Consider the following 16,090-nt stretch of genomic DNA (forward strand, 5'->3'; position numbering starts at 1 on the left):
CAACGGCAGAATTAAAACTCTTTTATTTGGTATTTATTCTGCACTTCGGAGAACAGCGCATTCAAAGCATTTTGATAACGCTTTGCCGCATCAAAAGCACTGGCTACATTCTTACTTTTTAAGCTTTGCAATAAATCCGCATGCAAAGCGTAATAGCTTGAACGCTCGAGCAAATAATCTTGTACGACATATTTTGAACGTCGCATTTGATCAAGAAAGTTAACAGCCAACCCCTTAAGACGGTAGTTTCCCGTTAAAGCCATTAATGAGATAAAGAATTTATCTTCAGCTTCAACCCAGGCTTTGGCGTCATTGGATTCAAGTGCCGTATGTAGCTCCGCAAGATACTGGCTCATGTATTCAAAATTTGCATTGCGCGCAGGCGCACATACAGAGCGAATAGCAGTAAGAACCAGTGAGCCAATAAGCTCGTTGATTTCAGCAATGTCTTTAAAGTTAAGTGGTGTAACACGCATTCCTCGTCTAGGAATTAGCTGAATAAGATTATCAGCCTCTAGACGAATCAAAGCCTCACGAATAGGCGTGCGGCTTACCCCAAGCTGTTCAGCCAGCTCTGGCTCCAAGATCTGATAACCAGATGGGTACGTATTAGTTGTTATATTTGTTTTTATCTTCCTGTAAGCGTATTCAACGCGTGATAAGCCCGTTCCCTCCTGCTGAAACGAGTCTGTCGCTAATGCTTTCATTTTTTTATATTCGTTTTTATTGATTAGAAACTAGTACTAAAGTACGCACACATCTAAAATAGATGGGCAAACGCTGTTCAGTTTAACACCAATCCGCTCTGTAAAGCTGTAATAATTAAGGCTCACACAGCAAGAAAAAGACAAAGTAAGGGTATTTTTAATTAGTTTAATTTCATGCGAAGTAATGTAGCTACAAATAAAAACAATTGCTAGCTGCAAGGCTCATATACCCCCCATACAAAAGTACTAACAGCTTGATTTGATTTAGACACAGGAAATGAAAGGCGCTATCGTCTCTTATATGAAAGAAAACAAGTCCAAACACCAGCAAAGTGAAGAGCTCGCCCAAAGTGTTCAAGATTTTTTGAACAGTGGCGGCCATGTAACTCAAGTACCGAGAGGAACCAGTGGCAACTTTGACAACCAAAACTTGTTTAAACAAACCCATACCGACGAACCGCGCAGCACCCGCACCCCTCTTACCGAAGTGGTTAAAACATTAGAGGCGCGCAAGCACAAGCCCAATAAGCCTGTAAGCACAAAAACAAAAAAGCCGCGTAAACGCCTTATCGTTGATGACTTTGGAGACCCAATACGCTGGGTTTGGGAAGAATAAGAAAACGCTTACCAGCTAACGTTTATAGGGCATCAGTACTAAGCTCCATTAGCAGCTGATCTCCAGTCTCAATACTTACCACTAAGGCCTGTACTCGCGGCAATAACTTTGCCACATAATAGTGAGCGCGAGCTTTACGCTGATCGTCACCTGACTGTTTTAACATCAAGATATACATATAGGCGTAGCTGAGATAGCCCACACAATCTAGAAAAGCGACTGCCGAACTTGCTGTTAGATAAGCTCGGCTCTCACCACAAATGTAGTCAGTCAATACATCAAGTTTATCAATAAGCTCAAGAACCGCTTGTTTAATAGAGGGTTCTGCAGCTTCTGCAGCCAAACGAATCTCTTGGCTGTAGTTTTTAAACTCTACACCTGAATCAGCCACTACTCTGCGCTGTAATAAATCCACAGCCTGAATGCCATTAGTGCCTTCATAAATTTGGGTAATACGCACATCTCGTACACGCTGCTCCTGCCCCAACTCTCGGCAATAGCCATGCCCACCGAGTACCTGCTGCCCCAACACACAGCTCTCAAACGCCCTGTCACTTAAAAATGCCTTTACCACAGGCGTTAATAGTGCGACTCGCTTTTCAGCCTGCTCACGCAGATCTGAAGCGCTAGCGTAACGCCATAAATCCAACTGTTTTGCGACATACAGATAAAAGGCACGGCCAGCCTCATTAAAACAGCGCATCTCCAACACCATGCGCTTAACATCAGGGTGAGCAGCAATTGGGCTTCTCGATGCTAGCAAAGTCTGCTTGGCAGAACTCGACTGAACGACTATTGCACTATCAACCGGCGCCCGCCCCTGCTGTCGCTCAAAGGCATAAGCCTTGGCAGTTTGGTAGCTTTTCTCAGCCACAGCCAAAGCCTGTACACCAACTACAAGGCGCTCGTAATTCATCATGCTGAACATACAAGCCAGTCCCTTATTTGGCTCACCAATCATCCAGGCCTTAGCAGCATCAAAATTCATTAAACAAGTCGGCGATGCGTGAATTCCCATCTTATGCTCTATACCACCGCAACTCACATGGTTCCGCTGTCCCAAACCACCGTTCTCATTCAATAAGAACTTAGGCAGTAAAAATAGGCTAATGCCAGCAACACCTTCTGGTGCACCCGGTAGGCGAGCCAAAACAAGATGAATGATGTTTTCAGCCATATCATGCTCACCCCAGGTAATAAAAATTTTGCTACCTGAAATAAGAAAAGAGCCATCCGCTTGAGGCTCTGCTAAGGTCCTTATCAACCCGAGATCTGAGCCAGCATGAGCTTCGGTTAAATCCATCGCTCCTGCCCAGCGACCACTATACATTGACGATAAATACTGCTGCTTCAGTTGCTCATTAGCGTGTCGTTCGATGGCCAGACAAGCGCCTGCAGTCAACATGGGCGCCAAACCTAGAGCCATATTACTGCCCTGCAACATCTCATCTACAGCCGCTGATAAAAGCTTAGGCATAGCCATGCCGCCATAACTTTCAGGACCACTCAACGCTAGACAACCGGTATCACACCACTTTTGGTAAGCGTCTTTAAAGCCTGCGGCAGCTTTAACCCCATCACAAGACCACTGGCAGCCCTCGCTATCACCAACAGCATCCAGAGGTGCAAGCACTTGCTCACATAACTTAGCTGCCTCGTTTAAAATTGCCGACGTCATCGCTTCGTCCACGTCGTTAATATCTTCGAGCTGCTGGCAGTGCCCCTCAAGATTAAAAACTCGAAATAGGAGAAAAAGAAGCTCGTCGACAGGGGCACGATAACTAGACATAAACAACGCTCAGCGAGTGGATTAACAGCCCAAATAAGTGAAGACCTTTAATTTCAGCCTATGCCAAGCAAAGTGAATATCAAGCAAAAGAGGGATAAATAGAGTTAAACACGCTGATCAATAAGCTGACCATTACGGCTCTCTAGTTGAGTTGATGCAATCGAGTCATTGAGTTGATTCTGGATCGCTGACGAAGGCAATATGGGCGAGAACGTGTTAATAACAGAAGCCGTAATGTCATTACTGGAGTTGATAACAGCGGCACCTTGACTTGCAATACCTTGGCCGACACCGTTGCTGCTTTCACTTCCTGCATTATTACTATTCTCAGAACGAGCCGCTTCCGCACTTGACTCACGACTTTGCTCTCTATTTTCAGCAGCTAAATCCTGCTTGGCTTCTAACTCGGTTGCCTGTGCCTGCGCGGCGACTGAGCGATCTTGAGGACTGGGCTCTGCAGGCGCTAAAGCAGCCCTTCGCACCACCTGCATCTTACGAATTGTTTCCTCTGGTGTTGCCGCTTTACTAACATCAATACTTACCTCCCCACCAACGGCATAACTCACACCATCGGGACCTCGCTGAAACTCATATTGTGGGGCACCAGCATATTGCCCACCCACAGCGGCATGGGCTTGCTCATGAGCGCGAACCTCACGATCTCGAGCAGCAAGTTCTTTAATTTCAGCTCGCTCTTGTTTTTCTATACTGGCTTCTCTTTGTTGCTCCGCACGCCGCTCTTGCTGCTGATCACTATCATCAGCCCCGGACGAGGCTTGCTTTTCTTTACCAAGAGCCAGATTTGCTTCAAGCCCGTTAGGCGCATTGCTGTTTAACTGTGCTGCGGGAGTTTCATCAATTGAGGGGACAGGGCGAGAGCTTAAGAAATTTGAATCGAGGCCGTGGCGACCAACCGAGTTTAGCTCCGCCGGCTGAGCTTCACTAGCTAACGTAGGATAGGGATTGCTGATAGCGCCAATATTAATCATGACAATACAGCTTTAGTAGCGACCTCACCTGCTTGAATGAAAAGCTCAGCACCGGGCCGGCTCAAGTCTTAGGCCTTTAAGGGCAAGCTAAGCCTGAGTATCGAGCAGGGTGCCGAGCGTGTCGTCAGCAGTACGAACTACCGAGGCAGAAGCGTTGAAGACCAACTCTTGACGGCGCAGTTCTATCAGGGGTTCATTAATGTCCTGCCTGCGCTCACTCTCTGCGGTCTGTTCAACAGGGGCCAAGGTTGTGGGGCTGTTGTCACGCAGGGTTTCTGGGCTAGTGCTGGTTTCAGGGCCGACGTTCGCCCGGGCTATATCGTTCGCCGCGCGCTGTAATTCACGCTGGCTGTTTGCAAGCCCTCTTGCACCTTCATTTAACACAGAAGAAACCATGCTGCTCTCCACCTACAACTACTGACAAACTAAGTTTACGCCTTTAATGCTTAAAAATCAGCCAGAAACGGTCTTTAATGCCAACCTTTTAAGACTGTTTATCACTAAGACTTTAACTTCTTTAACACTTTACTTATATCCAGCGACAGCGCGCCACTACTGACTCTAGCGAGCATGGGTGCCGGCATCAACTCAGCTAATGTCTCGATATTTTCATCCAGACAGTGCATAGGTGTATCAAGCTCGTTGGCAATCCAACCCGCTAAGCTCAAGCCATCTTTAAGGATCGCTTCAGCGCTCAGTTGTGCGTGGTTTAAGCAGCCTAAACGCATACCCACAACCAGAATAACAGGCAGGTCTAAAGCCCTAGCCAAGTCCGCCATATCAAAACCAGGCACAAGTGGTACTCGCCAGCCTCCAGCGCCTTCAACCAAACTTAAATCAGCCTCAGCCAGATGAAGGCTTTGCCGTACTTGCTCAAGCAGCTCATCGCACTTTAGCTCAACGCCAGCGCGCTTTGCAGCTAGATGTGGCGCCATCGCTTCCGCTAAACACACTGGGTTCACGGCAGCATAAGGCAACTCAATAGAAGATGCGCTCATAAGCTGCTCGGCATCGTCATTTTGAAGCTGATCGCCTACCAGTTCTGCACCTGCCGCAATAGGCTTCAAACCCAAAGAACTCAAACCTGCTTGAGCCGCCGATTTAAGTAACAGAGCGCTTACATAGGTTTTACCCACATCAGTATCAGTACCGGCAACAAAAAATGCATTCATACTCATTTCTTAAACAACAAGAAGTACACTTCATAAGTGGCAGGTAAGCCTTCACTTTCACGCTGTTCTTCATAAGCCTGATAAAGCGCTTTGATGCGACACTTACCCGTTAAAGCAGAGCTGCCTGCCTGATTAACATTGTGGGCACCAATGCCCTTAAGCTCTGCCATTAGTTGGCCGAGATCCTGATAGCGCAAGACCTTCCATTCTTGTGCAAATAATTCCAGCCCAAAACCTACCTCAGTCGCAGCATTGATCACCGTATCAGCATCGAGAAATTGGTTAACATGCACATGCTCAGGGTCAGCACTTTGCCATGCCAACCTAAGCTCCTTTAAAGTATCTGGTCCGAGTGTACTCAGTAAAAAGAGGCCACCATCATTCAACACACGCCAAGCTTCGCTCATGCAATGCTTAATATCGTCACACCATTGCACGGCCAAGCTAGAGCTCAGGCTCGCAAAACTCTTATCTGCAAAACTTAAAGACTCGATGTCACCTTGCACCCAATAAGGGCCATCAAGGTCTGTAAACGCGGGTTTCTCTTTGGCATGCTGCAGCATTGGCAGCGCTAGGTCTAAGCCCACACTGCCCTTTAAATCATGAGATGCTTGCACTTGCTCAAGCACATAAGCGGTGCCACAACCAAGATCCAGCAGCGGTGTAGAGAGCTCTGGCGCCCACTTGAGCATCCGAGTAGCCACATCACGCTGAAAGTGGGCATAGTTATCGTAGGTCAAAGAGGCGTTTGCAAAGCTTTTTTCCACCCGTTTCTTACTACGCACTTGAGCGCTATCACTAGAAGCGAGGAAGTCTTTTACCTCTTCAGCGACTTGCTCTGCTTGGATTAACTGCAGTGCATGACCTGTATTTAAAAGGCAGCGGCTGCGTATGCCAGGCCAGTGTCGTTTAAAGAGCGACTGCAGCGCCATCGGCACAAGTGCATCCCCCTCTGCAAATAGCGCTAAAACTGGCCGCTTAATGGCGCTTAAAGCCGTGCGGATATCAAGGCTAGCAAGAAGTGTTAATTGAGCTAATGCGCGCTCTTGCTGATCACTGTTAATGCAAGAAATTGAGCTCAAGTTAGCACTCACTTTCCTTATCTCACTCCCACCCTGAGCTTGCAAGGCCGAAAAGCGCTTAGCCGTTTTTGCTGGATTAGACTGTAAACCTTGATAGAACGCCGAAAATACCGCTTCGCTCATCGCCAGAGGCCAGTCAGGCTTAGCTACAAAACTGGCGTTCGCAGCCAGCATGATCACACGCTTAACACGATCATCACCCTGCTCACTTAAACGCTCAACAAGCTTAACAGCAAGCATGCCACCTAAAGACCAGCCAATAAGTGCCTCACAGGGTTCTATATTAGAAACCGTACGTTGCAACCATGCTTCGAGCATAAGCTCAGGCTCAGCGAGCTCGCAAGGAAGATCTAAATAGCGACAATCAAAATCAGTGCCGAGTTCATTAACTAACTCAGCCCAGCAGCGCTCGTCAGCCCCCCAGCCTGGAAGAAAATATAAGATTGCTTTAGCCAAGCCCAAACTCCTTCACATAAGACGCTTGGACTTCAGAGCGCCCCTCTACAATGGCAGCAACAAGAGCATCAATATGCTGCAAGCTGTGCGCGGCACTCAAGGTAATGCGTAAACGTGCGGTGCCCTCAGGAACGGTTGGCGGACGTATAGCGCCCACTAGAAAACCTCGCTTCTCTATCTGCGCAGCCAGAGCCATTAACTGTTTATCTTCGCCAATGAGCAGGGGTTGAATCGCCGTATCGGAAGGCATTAAAACCAAACCAGCAACAGCGCTTTGCTGCTTAAAATAAGCAATGTTGTTATTCAGTTTTTCACGTCGCCAGCCCTGCTCTTTCACTAAGCGCAAAGCCACACGGTTAGCAGCCGCAAGCGCTGGAGGTAAGGCGGTGGTATAAATATAGGGGCGAGCGAATTGGCACAGATAATCTATCAGCGCCTCAGATCCGGCAACAAAAGCACCAAAACCACCTAGGGCTTTGCCTAAGGTCGCCATGTAAATAGGAACTTGCTGAGTATCTAATTTGAAGTGTTCTGTACAGCCCTGACCTTGCTGACCAAGAACAGCAAAGCCGTGAGCATCGTCGACCATGAGCCAAGCATCGTGTTCTTTGGCACAGCGGCTGAGCAAGTTAAGCTCGGCTATATCGCCATCCATGCTAAACACAGAGTCAGTAAGTACCAACTTTCTTTTCGCTTCTGACTTGCTAAGACGATGATTGAGCTGTTCGTAATTTAAATGCGCATAGCGCTGACGCTTAGCCCGGCTCAATAAGGCGCCATCAAGCAAAGAGGCGTGATTGAGCTTGTCTTCAAATACAGCGTCATCGCGGCCCACTAAGGCCTGCACACAGCCCATGTTGGCCATATAACCTGTGGAAAATAGCAGAGCTTTTTCTCGCCCGACAAAATCAGCAAGTTCTTGCTCCAATAAGTGGTGCTCTTGGCTGTGTCCACAAACAAGGTGGGAGGCACCAGAGCCCAAACCCCAGCGCCCCGCAGCTTCCGCAAGAGCTAGGCGCAACTCTTCATTCTCGGCCAAACCCAAATAATCATTACTGCTGAAGTTAATCAGTGGCTGCCCGTTTACCTGCAGCTCAACCGCCTGCTCTGACTCTACATTGCGGCGACGGCGCAAGCGCCCCTGCTCCTGCCGCTGCATCAGTGCTGAGGCGAGCACCTCGTCCATAGGCATAGATTAGTTGGCCGCTTCGTAAAACTGCTCATTAAGCTTAGGTACAGGCACAGCTTTTGGCTCTTCGCGCACACGGGATTTTTCAGGCTCAATGCCTAAACGCTTAAACAGGGCCATATCTTTATTCTCTTCTGGGTTCGTAGTTGTCAGTAACTTCTCACCATAAAAAATAGAGTTTGCCCCAGCCATAAAGGCCCAAGCTTGAGTTTGATCATTCATTTGTTCACGGCCCGCACTTAAACGCACATGGGATTTAGGCATCATCAAACGAGCCACCGCAATACAACGAATAAAATCAAATGGGTCTAATTCTTCTTGCTCCGCTAAGGGCGTGCCTTCAACACGAACAAGCTGATTGATCGGTACGCTTTCCGGTTGCTGCTCCATATTAGCCAGCTGCAGCATTAAACCAATGCGATCGCTTTCTTCTTCGCCCATACCAACAATGCCACCAGAACAGACATTCATACCGGCACTGCGTACATTTGCCAACGTATCGAGGCGGTCTTGATAAGTGCGAGTGGTGATAATGTCACAATAATATTCAGGTGATGTGTCCAAATTGTGGTTGTAATAATCCAAACCGGCATCAGCTAAGTTTTGAGCCTGACTTTCATCTAGCATGCCTAAGGTCATACAGGTTTCTAAGCCTAGCTCTTTTACCTCTTTAACCATCTCGGTGACAATTTCCATGTCGCGTGCTCGGGGGCTACGCCATGCAGCACCCATACAAAAACGAGTAGCACCTGCTGCTTTGGCTTCTTTCGCCTCTTCGATCACTTTCGCAACAGCCATCAGTTTTTCTTTCTCTAAGCCTGTGTTGTAGCGCGCACTTTGTGGGCAATAGGCGCAATCTTCTGGGCAAGCTCCGGTTTTAATCGAGCACAAGGTAGACACCTGGACCTCGTTAGCTTTGAAGTGTATGCGGTGCACTCGCTGGGCTTCAAAGACCAAATCGTTAAATGGCAGGGCAAATAAGGCTTCAACTTCCTTGCGGGTCCAGTCACTGCGTACGGTGCCAAGCTCAGCTTGCATGATGTTCTCCAAGAATTTGGGGCTAGAATTAAAGCTGCGAACATTAAGAGGGTGCTTGCGCCCTGTCAACCCGAAATGGAGCTTCAGGTTTACAGCATGTCTAAAAATGAGAGTCAAAGCAGGGCTTCCAGCCTGCTGCACTACTTACAACATGAGCTACAGCACTACCTGCTGCCCAACCACTGTCTGCTGTGTCATAGCCTTAGCCCCGAAGCGCTCTGCTTGAACTGCAGCCTTAAGCTTTCACGCCCGACAAAGGCCTGCCTAGGCTGTGATCTCCGTTTAAACTCAGAAGCCTCATTTTGCCCTGAGTGCCAGCAGGGCCAACACAACTTTGACCAAGCCTATTGTGCTTTTGACTATGAAGCCGAGCTCAAGCAACTCATTCATCACTTTAAAGATAAAGGGCAGTTACGCCTTGGTTGCTGGCTAAGCCAAGAATTGGCACAACGACTAAAACAAGCGGCGCAACAAAAAGCTAAGCATCAACAAATCGACCTTATGTGTCCCACGCCCCAACACTGGCTAAAGCGTTTAAAACGCGGCTTTAATCAAGCCGCTTTTATAAGCAAGCAACTTAATCGACACCTAGAAATACCACTACAGATCTGTTGCCTGTTTGAACACAAATTAGACTTTAACGAACAGAAATTACTGAACCGAGAGCAACGGCAAATTCATGCGGCAGAGCCATTTACACTTAAAAAGCGCGACATTCGGGGGTTAAATGTTGCTATCGTCGATGACCTTATCACGACGGCGGCAACAGCCAATCAACTAAGCCGTCAGCTAAAACGAGCTGGCGCGGCTCGCGTAGAAATTTGGGCCTTGGCAAGAACACCAAAACCCAATCGCCAGCTTAAACAGGCCCGAGATCAGCATCAAACATAAACAAATATTTTTAAGAACAAAATAAGATTACTCAAAAAACACGCTCTACTTCAGCACTAAAACATTGAAGTAAGCCCATGCTTACTCGTCAACACTCATACTCTCGTTGATAAATACGAGCCGCATAAAAACCCTTAACTAAGCAAGAAAAAGCCTATACAAATTTGTACTTAAAAGACCCTAAGTTCCAATCTATTTATTCTGAATTTACGATGGAAAATACCTTCAAAATACTCTTGAATGTGAAGACAATCAGCAGCAATCAAACTGCTTGATTAAGCCTTTAACATATATACAGGCTATTGTTTTAACTGGATTTTTAACCAAAAAACCCACTCAAACCCAAACACTTACCCAGTGCTACCGGAGGGAAATCATGTACAAAATGCAAAGGATTCCAACCACAGTAATAATCACGCTTAGCCTTGCTTTAAGTAGCTTTAGCCACGCCTTAGCTGCACAACCTATTGAAGCGGAAATAGAACACAGCGCCGCTAGTGATCTAACTCATGGTTTAATGGTTCTAGCCATTGTCACAGGCCTTGTTGTATTTAGCCGACTTAAACGCAAGCATAAATGGCATTAGCACAAAATCGAGTCGAGCACTTCAATACTCGGAGCCCCTATCGGGGCTTTTGATTTTTTCGCCTCATCTATTTAAAGGCTCAGAATTAAAATACAGAGGCCGATTAACAGCTAATCAAAAGTAAAAAAGGCGAGCTAAACTCGCCTTATCTTAAGATGTTTGCAAAGCGGCTATACGCTGTTCTAGCGGCGGGTGAGTTGCAAAATACTTTGCAAAACCTTGCACAAAACCCGAACTAATACCAAAGGCACGCATGGTATCCGGCATTTGATTTGGCACATGAGCATTACTCTCTTCTTGCAAACGACGTAATGCAGATATCATCGAAGCTCTATCGGCCAACGTTGCACCGGCAATATCAGCCTTAAACTCGCGTTTGCGAGAAAACCACGCCACAATCATATTCGCCAAAAACGCCAAGACAATTTCAGATGCAATCGTTGCAACATAATAACCTATGCCGTGACCTCGCTCATTTTTTAGAATCACTCGATCAACGGTATGGCCAATAATACGAGCAAAAAACATCACAAACGTATTAATGACTCCTTGAATAAGGGTCAGAGTAATCATATCGCCGTTAGCTACATGACCAATCTCATGGCCGAGCACTGCGCGCACCTCACTTCTATCAAAGCGATGCATTAAACCTGCACTGACCGCTACCAAGGCATTATTGCGGCTAGCACCTGTTGCAAAGGCATTACTCTGTTGAGCAGGGAAAATACCCACCTCCGGCATACCAATACCCGCTTTCTGACTTAAATCACGTACGGTCTCAACGAGCCAACGCTCTTCAGGTGTTTTGGGCTCAGTAATAATCTGTACACCGGCGCTGCGCTTAGCAATCCACTTCGACATAAACAGTGAAACTAGGGCCCCACTAAAACCAAAGACCGCACAAAAAATCAACAGGGCTTGTAAATTCAAACCTGTACCACTTTCATCTAAGTACGAGCCAACACCCAATAAATTTAAGGTGATACTCGCGACGATTAAAATGGCAAAGTTAGTCGCTAAAAATAATCCAATGCGTTTCACTATTTCCTCCAGAGTTTACGCTTAGCCTAGATATGATGGCGCTTAGTCTAATTTCAAGCCTTGGCACACTATAAGGCGTTCCCTAACGGACTGTAATTGCAGGCTCACAAGCCCTTACTTTCAACATCGTAGTAACTCGGGCCCGTATAAGCTCTGCAGTGCTTCACGCTCTTTTTTTGGCAGGCCCTTCGCAACCAAGGCAAAACTGTGGTCCAGCTGTCGTACAAACTCCGCCAAAGGTAAAGAGCCATCCAACCTTACTGTATTCCAATGTTTTTTATTCATGTGATAGCCCGCACTCACTGCCTCAAAGACATCTCTTAGTGCAGGAGCTTGTTCGGGGTCACACTTTAAATTCACCGCAACACAGCCTTGGTAATCCTCCATCCATAGCGCAAACATCTTGCCTCGAATTTTAAAGACCTCGGCCTCAGGGCCAAAAGGAAAACTCGCTTTAGCTTCCTGTTTAGCGGCAACATAAGCCTTACATTGCTGCTGATAGTCTTCTACTGACATAACTTAGCCTCCTGCGCCTTTAAAAATCTCAATTTACCCCCAATAATACCCTCTGCCCTAAAGAGAGAAAGCCATGTCGGTACAAACAACAACCACCAAAAAACATAAAGACCCTGTTTGGCAGCGAATTCGTGACGAAACCCATGAACAAGCCGAACAAGAACCCGCCTTGGCTAGCTTTCTCCACGCAACCATTTTGAATCACGACACCCTAGAATCGGCGCTTAGCTATCACTTAGCAAATAAGCTGGCTAATCCTGCCATTAGCGCCTTACAAATTCGTGAAATTATCGAAGATGCTATGAAGCGAGACTGCGGTATCAGTGACGCGGTAAGGGCGGACATAAAAGCCATTCACGATAGAGACTCCGCATGTGAAAGCTTTAGCATTCCCTTTTTATACTTTAAAGGCTTCCATGCCTTGCAAGCTTACCGCGTAGCTCACTGCTTGTGGTTAGGTGGCCGTACCTCTCTGGCTCATTTTTTACAAAGCCATATAAGCATGGTCTTTTCTGTTGATATCCACCCTGCCGCACAAATTGGCAAAGGCATTATGCTTGACCATGCAACAGGAATTGTTATTGGCGAAACCTGTGTGGTTGATGATGATGTATCTATTATGCAGAACGTGACACTTGGCGGAACCGGTAAAACCGGAGGTGATAGGCATCCTAAAATTCGCCGAGGGGTACTAGTTAGCGCCGGAGTTAAAATTCTCGGCAATATTGAGATTGGGGAAGGCGCTAAGATTGGAGCAGGCTCTGTTGTACTAGACCCTGTTGAAGCGCATACCACTGTTGTTGGTGTACCCGCAAAAGCAGTAGGAGTACCACGCAGTAATGCCCCCGCCCTGTATATGAATCACGATATTAATTGCGACTGCGATTAAGCTGTTATCAAGTAAACGCCTATACATGAGCGCTAAAAAGTGCGCTGCTCAGCAATAGAATCTAATTCAAGCAGCGCCATCACTAAACGGTCGATCCCTAAAGCAACCCCAGCACAATCGGGTAAACCATGATCTAAAGCCGCCAACAAATAAGGATCCGCTTCCTGCTGAGGCTTAGCTAGAGAGTGACGCTTAAGATTATCCTGCTCAAAACGGCGACGCTGCTCCTTCACATCACTTAACTCCCAATAGCCATTAGCAAGCTCCACCCCATTAATAAAACATTCAAAACGGCGTGCTACCGTTTGCCCTTTACTGTTTACGGCCGTTCGCGCAAGTGCAGCCTGGCACTCAGGGTAATCGTAAACAACATGAAGCCCCTTAAGTAAGCGAGGCTCAACCAAGTGACTAAAAATCAAGTCTAACCAACCGCTCTTATCATCCTGCCAATCGATGTCTAAATGCGACTTTGCTAATAACTCAAGCTCTTCAGCTGTCGCACTGTGCACATCAATTTGAAACAGCGACTGAAACAAATCGGCATAGCTGCTTTTTTGAAACTCTAAGTCAGGAGCCAAAATGTTAATTAAGCGAATAAGTTCATCAATAAGCTGTCTATCATCCAAACCGCATCGATACCACTCTAACATGGTAAATTCCGGCTCATGTAAACGCCCTTTTTCATCGGCTCGAAAGGCTTTTGCGAGCGAATAAATGCAACCTGAACCTGCCGCCAACAAGCGCTTCATATAATATTCTGGCGATGTCTGCAGCCACAAAGTCTGCTCACCGCACTCAACAGAAAGTGCATCCAACCAAGGGTCACTAACGCTGTGTTCAGCCCATACAGGAACATCGACCTCCAACACATCGAGATCTTGAAAAAAACACCGGATTGTCTGTATGATCCGAGCACGTTTTTTAAGCACACTCAAGCTTGCCCGTGGCTGCCATAATATGGACATAGTTCACCTCTTTAAGTTGCCGCCATGCTAAACCGAAACGCCATAAAAATCAGCTAAGCAAGCACATTTAAGCCAACTTAAGTAGAGCACTTATGATTCTTATATATGGAATTAAAGAACAGTTAAACCCGATAAAAACCAAGTTATCGGACACCATTCAACAATGCATGACTCAAGTGCTGGGATTGCCCGAAGATAAGCGCGCCCATCGTTTTATTCCAATGTCAAAAGAAGATTTTTATTATCCAGGTGGCCGCAGTGACGCCTACACGGTGATAGAAATTAACATGATGGCTGGGAGAAAAATTGAAACACAAAAGCAACTTATCAAAACCCTGTTTAGCAAAATTGAACAAGAGCTACACATTAGCCCGATCGATATAGAAATAACAATTAAAGAGCAAGAAGCTTACCAGTGGGGTTTTAGAGGCATGTGCGGAGATGAAGTAAAAGATTTAAAGTACAAAGTTAAGGTCTAACCAAAATAGCAAGTGCAAACCAACACCTAAGTATCGGCTTGCACAAAGTCATCCATTTGAATAGTAATTAGCTCATCTTTTATAGATAGAGCCACATCGACAATCTCTGGGTCGAATTTAGTTCCTTTATTTTCCAGTAGAAAATCAAACACATCTTCGTAAGCCCAGTCATCTTTATAACAGCGTTTATTAACAAGTGCGTCCCACACATCAGCAACAGCCGCAATACGCCCTACAAGAGGAATCGCTTTACCCTTGATGCCTTGAGGATAACCAGAACCATCCCAATTTTCATGGTGATTTAAAGCAATGCTGGCCGCCAAGCGAAATAGCTCCGAGTTAGAAGAAGCAAAAATTTCTGCCCCCCAAGTTGTGTGCTGCTTTACCAAGGCCCACTCATCATCTAGCAAAGGCCCATCTCTGTTTAATATTTCAACCGGAATACCGACTTTACCCACATCATGTAAGGCAGAGGCTTTATAGAGTAGTTCAAGATTCGCTGCGTCAAAACCCATTGCTTCTCCAATGGCTCGACACGACAGTGCCATCCTTCGTACATGACTACCCGTATCTTTAGAGCAAGAATCGATAACATCACCAAGCCGAAAAAGCATTTCGACTTGAGAGCGGTTAACCTCATCTCGGTAAGCAATATTCTCAAAAGCCATACTCACATGAGAACCATATATATCAATAAGTGCAATATTAACAGGGTTTAACTTATGCTCTTTTGGCGTATTTATCACCATTAAACTTCTATGTCCTCCCGGGGTTATATAACCTCCTAAAAACACATTATCTCTAACACTCTTTAACCCCTGTTTTAAAACCGAATCCAATACATCCTTCGGGGTTGATAACGCATCATATAAGGAAGAAAAGGGCTGATCTTGTAGGTTTTTATAATCTCCAGTGCTAGCAACAACATAACCATCTAATTCAGAATAATCTGCCCTTCGAACAATAGCTTCACTGTAAAAAAGACATGACTCTGTATGTAATAATGCAGCGAGTTGTTCAAGTACCCCATGAGACAAATGCTTAAGCGAGCGATAACTCATATCTTCACTTAAAGACGATACAATTTCTTTTAAACCTTTGCGTCCAGAGTTAATAAACTCTAAATCACAATAAGTTTTAAGGGACGAGTGTATAAGCGTGTGCAAGCCTTTATTAGTCAAGCTGCTTTTTTCTCTATAATCGTTGATATCAAACTCTTCGACAATAGAGAGTTGATCATATTCGCCCGGCTGGCCTGTACGTAAAACAATACGCATCTGCTCTTCGCCAAGCTCGTCTCTTATCCACTCGACTAATTCAAGTCCCGCTGTTTTAGTTTCCATCTGTACATCAACAAGCGCTACAGCAAAATCATGCCGCTTAGAGAGAAGCTCTTTAGCTTCAGCACATGAATAGCTTGAAACGAATTCAAGAGCACCGCCCTCATAATGAAAAGCTCTAAGAGAAAAGCGCGTAGAGGCATGAACCTGCTCATCGTCATCAACAATTAATATAGGCCATGCTGGGTGGTCGTCGGCCCTTAAGGCTTGAATAACAGTCACTCGTATAGTTCCTTATTTGTTCTTTAGGCTTCATAGATAGTTCCTTAACAGTAACGACCACAGAAAGCCTAATACCTCTTAACAGCATAGCTTAACTAGCAGAGCAAATAACCACCTTAAAAG

General features: G+C 46.0%; 17 protein-coding genes. 5 read left to right on the forward strand and 12 right to left on the reverse strand.

Features of this window, described 5'->3' with window-relative positions:
* Positions 1 to 11 precede the first annotated feature (11 nt).
* Positions 12 to 707, reverse strand: coding sequence for a GntR family transcriptional regulator (locus AB1S55_RS00675; RefSeq protein WP_370979847.1), 696 nt, complete (start codon positions 705 to 707; stop codon positions 12 to 14).
* A gap of 277 nt (positions 708 to 984) precedes the next feature.
* Here AB1S55_RS00675 and AB1S55_RS00680 point away from each other — a divergent pair, with 277 nt between their 5' ends.
* On the forward strand, positions 985 to 1,323 hold the full coding sequence (locus AB1S55_RS00680) for a hypothetical protein (protein WP_370979848.1): 339 nt from the start codon (positions 985 to 987) through the stop codon (positions 1,321 to 1,323).
* A gap of 22 nt (positions 1,324 to 1,345) precedes the next feature.
* Here the strand turns inward: AB1S55_RS00680 and AB1S55_RS00685 are convergent, their stop codons facing one another.
* From AB1S55_RS00685 to bioB, 7 genes are all read right to left on the reverse strand, one after another.
* Positions 1,346 to 3,112 carry an acyl-CoA dehydrogenase gene (locus AB1S55_RS00685; protein WP_370979849.1) on the reverse strand — a complete coding sequence of 589 codons (1,767 nt, stop codon included), beginning with the start codon at positions 3,110 to 3,112 and terminating at the stop codon, positions 1,346 to 1,348.
* A gap of 104 nt (positions 3,113 to 3,216) precedes the next feature.
* On the reverse strand, positions 3,217 to 4,101 hold the full coding sequence (locus tag AB1S55_RS00690) for a putative metalloprotease CJM1_0395 family protein (protein ID WP_370979850.1): 885 nt from the start codon (positions 4,099 to 4,101) through the stop codon (positions 3,217 to 3,219).
* A gap of 87 nt (positions 4,102 to 4,188) precedes the next feature.
* Positions 4,189 to 4,497, reverse strand: coding sequence for a hypothetical protein (locus AB1S55_RS00695; RefSeq protein WP_370979851.1), 309 nt, complete (start codon positions 4,495 to 4,497; stop codon positions 4,189 to 4,191).
* Between the two features lie 104 nt (positions 4,498 to 4,601).
* A complete protein-coding gene (gene bioD, locus AB1S55_RS00700; RefSeq protein WP_370979852.1) occupies positions 4,602 to 5,273 on the reverse strand; it encodes a dethiobiotin synthase in 672 nt (223 codons plus the stop codon).
* Between the two features lie 2 nt (positions 5,274 to 5,275).
* Positions 5,276 to 6,811, reverse strand: coding sequence for a malonyl-ACP O-methyltransferase BioC (gene bioC, locus AB1S55_RS00705; protein WP_370979853.1), 1,536 nt, complete (start codon positions 6,809 to 6,811; stop codon positions 5,276 to 5,278).
* Positions 6,804 to 8,003 (reverse strand): 8-amino-7-oxononanoate synthase, encoded by a 1,200-nt coding sequence (gene bioF, locus AB1S55_RS00710; RefSeq protein ID WP_370979854.1) that lies wholly within the window; start codon positions 8,001 to 8,003, stop codon positions 6,804 to 6,806. Before bioF ends, bioC begins: the two co-directional genes overlap by 8 nt.
* A 3-nt stretch (positions 8,004 to 8,006) precedes the next feature.
* A complete protein-coding gene (bioB, locus tag AB1S55_RS00715; RefSeq protein ID WP_370979855.1) occupies positions 8,007 to 9,038 on the reverse strand; it encodes a biotin synthase BioB in 1,032 nt (343 codons plus the stop codon).
* A 96-nt stretch (positions 9,039 to 9,134) separates the two neighbouring features.
* On the opposite strand from bioB, the gene AB1S55_RS00720 reads away from it, so the two are divergent.
* Positions 9,135 to 9,929: a ComF family protein gene (locus AB1S55_RS00720; RefSeq protein WP_370979856.1), complete on the forward strand. Its 795-nt coding sequence runs from the start codon at positions 9,135 to 9,137 to the stop codon at positions 9,927 to 9,929.
* A 376-nt stretch (positions 9,930 to 10,305) separates the two neighbouring features.
* Entirely contained in the window at positions 10,306 to 10,515 is a 210-nt protein-coding gene (locus AB1S55_RS00725) for a hypothetical protein (RefSeq protein ID WP_370979857.1), read from the forward strand.
* Between the two features lie 150 nt (positions 10,516 to 10,665).
* Here the strand turns inward: AB1S55_RS00725 and htpX are convergent, their stop codons facing one another.
* Entirely contained in the window at positions 10,666 to 11,556 is an 891-nt protein-coding gene (gene htpX / locus AB1S55_RS00730) for a protease HtpX (RefSeq protein ID WP_370979858.1), read from the reverse strand.
* 120 nt (positions 11,557 to 11,676) lie between these two features.
* Positions 11,677 to 12,072, reverse strand: coding sequence for an MmcQ/YjbR family DNA-binding protein (locus AB1S55_RS00735; RefSeq protein WP_370979859.1), 396 nt, complete (start codon positions 12,070 to 12,072; stop codon positions 11,677 to 11,679).
* A gap of 73 nt (positions 12,073 to 12,145) precedes the next feature.
* Between AB1S55_RS00735 and cysE the strand changes: the two genes are divergently transcribed.
* A complete protein-coding gene (gene cysE, locus AB1S55_RS00740; protein WP_370979860.1) occupies positions 12,146 to 12,961 on the forward strand; it encodes a serine O-acetyltransferase in 816 nt (271 codons plus the stop codon).
* A 32-nt stretch (positions 12,962 to 12,993) separates the two neighbouring features.
* Here cysE and epmA read toward each other — a convergent pair whose 3' ends face one another.
* Positions 12,994 to 13,926: an EF-P lysine aminoacylase EpmA gene (epmA, locus tag AB1S55_RS00745; protein ID WP_370979861.1), complete on the reverse strand. Its 933-nt coding sequence runs from the start codon at positions 13,924 to 13,926 to the stop codon at positions 12,994 to 12,996.
* A 92-nt stretch (positions 13,927 to 14,018) separates the two neighbouring features.
* Here epmA and AB1S55_RS00750 point away from each other — a divergent pair, with 92 nt between their 5' ends.
* A complete protein-coding gene (locus AB1S55_RS00750; protein WP_370979862.1) occupies positions 14,019 to 14,405 on the forward strand; it encodes a tautomerase family protein in 387 nt (128 codons plus the stop codon).
* A 26-nt stretch (positions 14,406 to 14,431) separates the two neighbouring features.
* On the opposite strand, the gene AB1S55_RS00755 is transcribed toward AB1S55_RS00750, so the two are convergent.
* On the reverse strand, positions 14,432 to 15,967 hold the full coding sequence (locus AB1S55_RS00755; protein WP_370979863.1) for an HD domain-containing phosphohydrolase: 1,536 nt from the start codon (positions 15,965 to 15,967) through the stop codon (positions 14,432 to 14,434).
* Positions 15,968 to 16,090 lie beyond the last annotated feature (123 nt).

Source organism: Agaribacterium sp. ZY112 (assembly GCF_041346925.1).
In the GTDB taxonomy this organism is placed as follows: domain Bacteria; phylum Pseudomonadota; class Gammaproteobacteria; order Pseudomonadales; family Cellvibrionaceae; genus Agaribacterium.

Excerpts from the sequence above, each read along its gene's own strand:
- AB1S55_RS00675 (WP_370979847.1), bottom strand. The coding sequence starts at position 707 with ATGAAAGCATTAGCGACAGACTCGTTTCAGCAGGAGGGAACGGGCTTA.
- AB1S55_RS00680 (WP_370979848.1), top strand. The coding sequence starts at position 985 with ATGAAAGGCGCTATCGTCTCTTATATGAAAGAAAACAAGTCCAAACAC.
- AB1S55_RS00685 (WP_370979849.1), bottom strand. The coding sequence starts at position 3,112 with ATGTCTAGTTATCGTGCCCCTGTCGACGAGCTTCTTTTTCTCCTATTT.
- AB1S55_RS00690 (WP_370979850.1), bottom strand. The coding sequence starts at position 4,101 with ATGATTAATATTGGCGCTATCAGCAATCCCTATCCTACGTTAGCTAGT.
- AB1S55_RS00695 (WP_370979851.1), bottom strand. The coding sequence starts at position 4,497 with ATGGTTTCTTCTGTGTTAAATGAAGGTGCAAGAGGGCTTGCAAACAGC.
- bioD (WP_370979852.1), bottom strand. The coding sequence starts at position 5,273 with ATGAATGCATTTTTTGTTGCCGGTACTGATACTGATGTGGGTAAAACC.
- bioF (WP_370979854.1), bottom strand. The coding sequence starts at position 8,003 with ATGCCTATGGACGAGGTGCTCGCCTCAGCACTGATGCAGCGGCAGGAG.
- bioB (WP_370979855.1), bottom strand. The coding sequence starts at position 9,038 with ATGCAAGCTGAGCTTGGCACCGTACGCAGTGACTGGACCCGCAAGGAA.
- AB1S55_RS00720 (WP_370979856.1), top strand. The coding sequence starts at position 9,135 with ATGTCTAAAAATGAGAGTCAAAGCAGGGCTTCCAGCCTGCTGCACTAC.
- AB1S55_RS00725 (WP_370979857.1), top strand. The coding sequence starts at position 10,306 with ATGTACAAAATGCAAAGGATTCCAACCACAGTAATAATCACGCTTAGC.
- AB1S55_RS00735 (WP_370979859.1), bottom strand. The coding sequence starts at position 12,072 with ATGTCAGTAGAAGACTATCAGCAGCAATGTAAGGCTTATGTTGCCGCT.
- cysE (WP_370979860.1), top strand. The coding sequence starts at position 12,146 with ATGTCGGTACAAACAACAACCACCAAAAAACATAAAGACCCTGTTTGG.
- epmA (WP_370979861.1), bottom strand. The coding sequence starts at position 13,926 with ATGTCCATATTATGGCAGCCACGGGCAAGCTTGAGTGTGCTTAAAAAA.
- AB1S55_RS00750 (WP_370979862.1), top strand. The coding sequence starts at position 14,019 with ATGATTCTTATATATGGAATTAAAGAACAGTTAAACCCGATAAAAACC.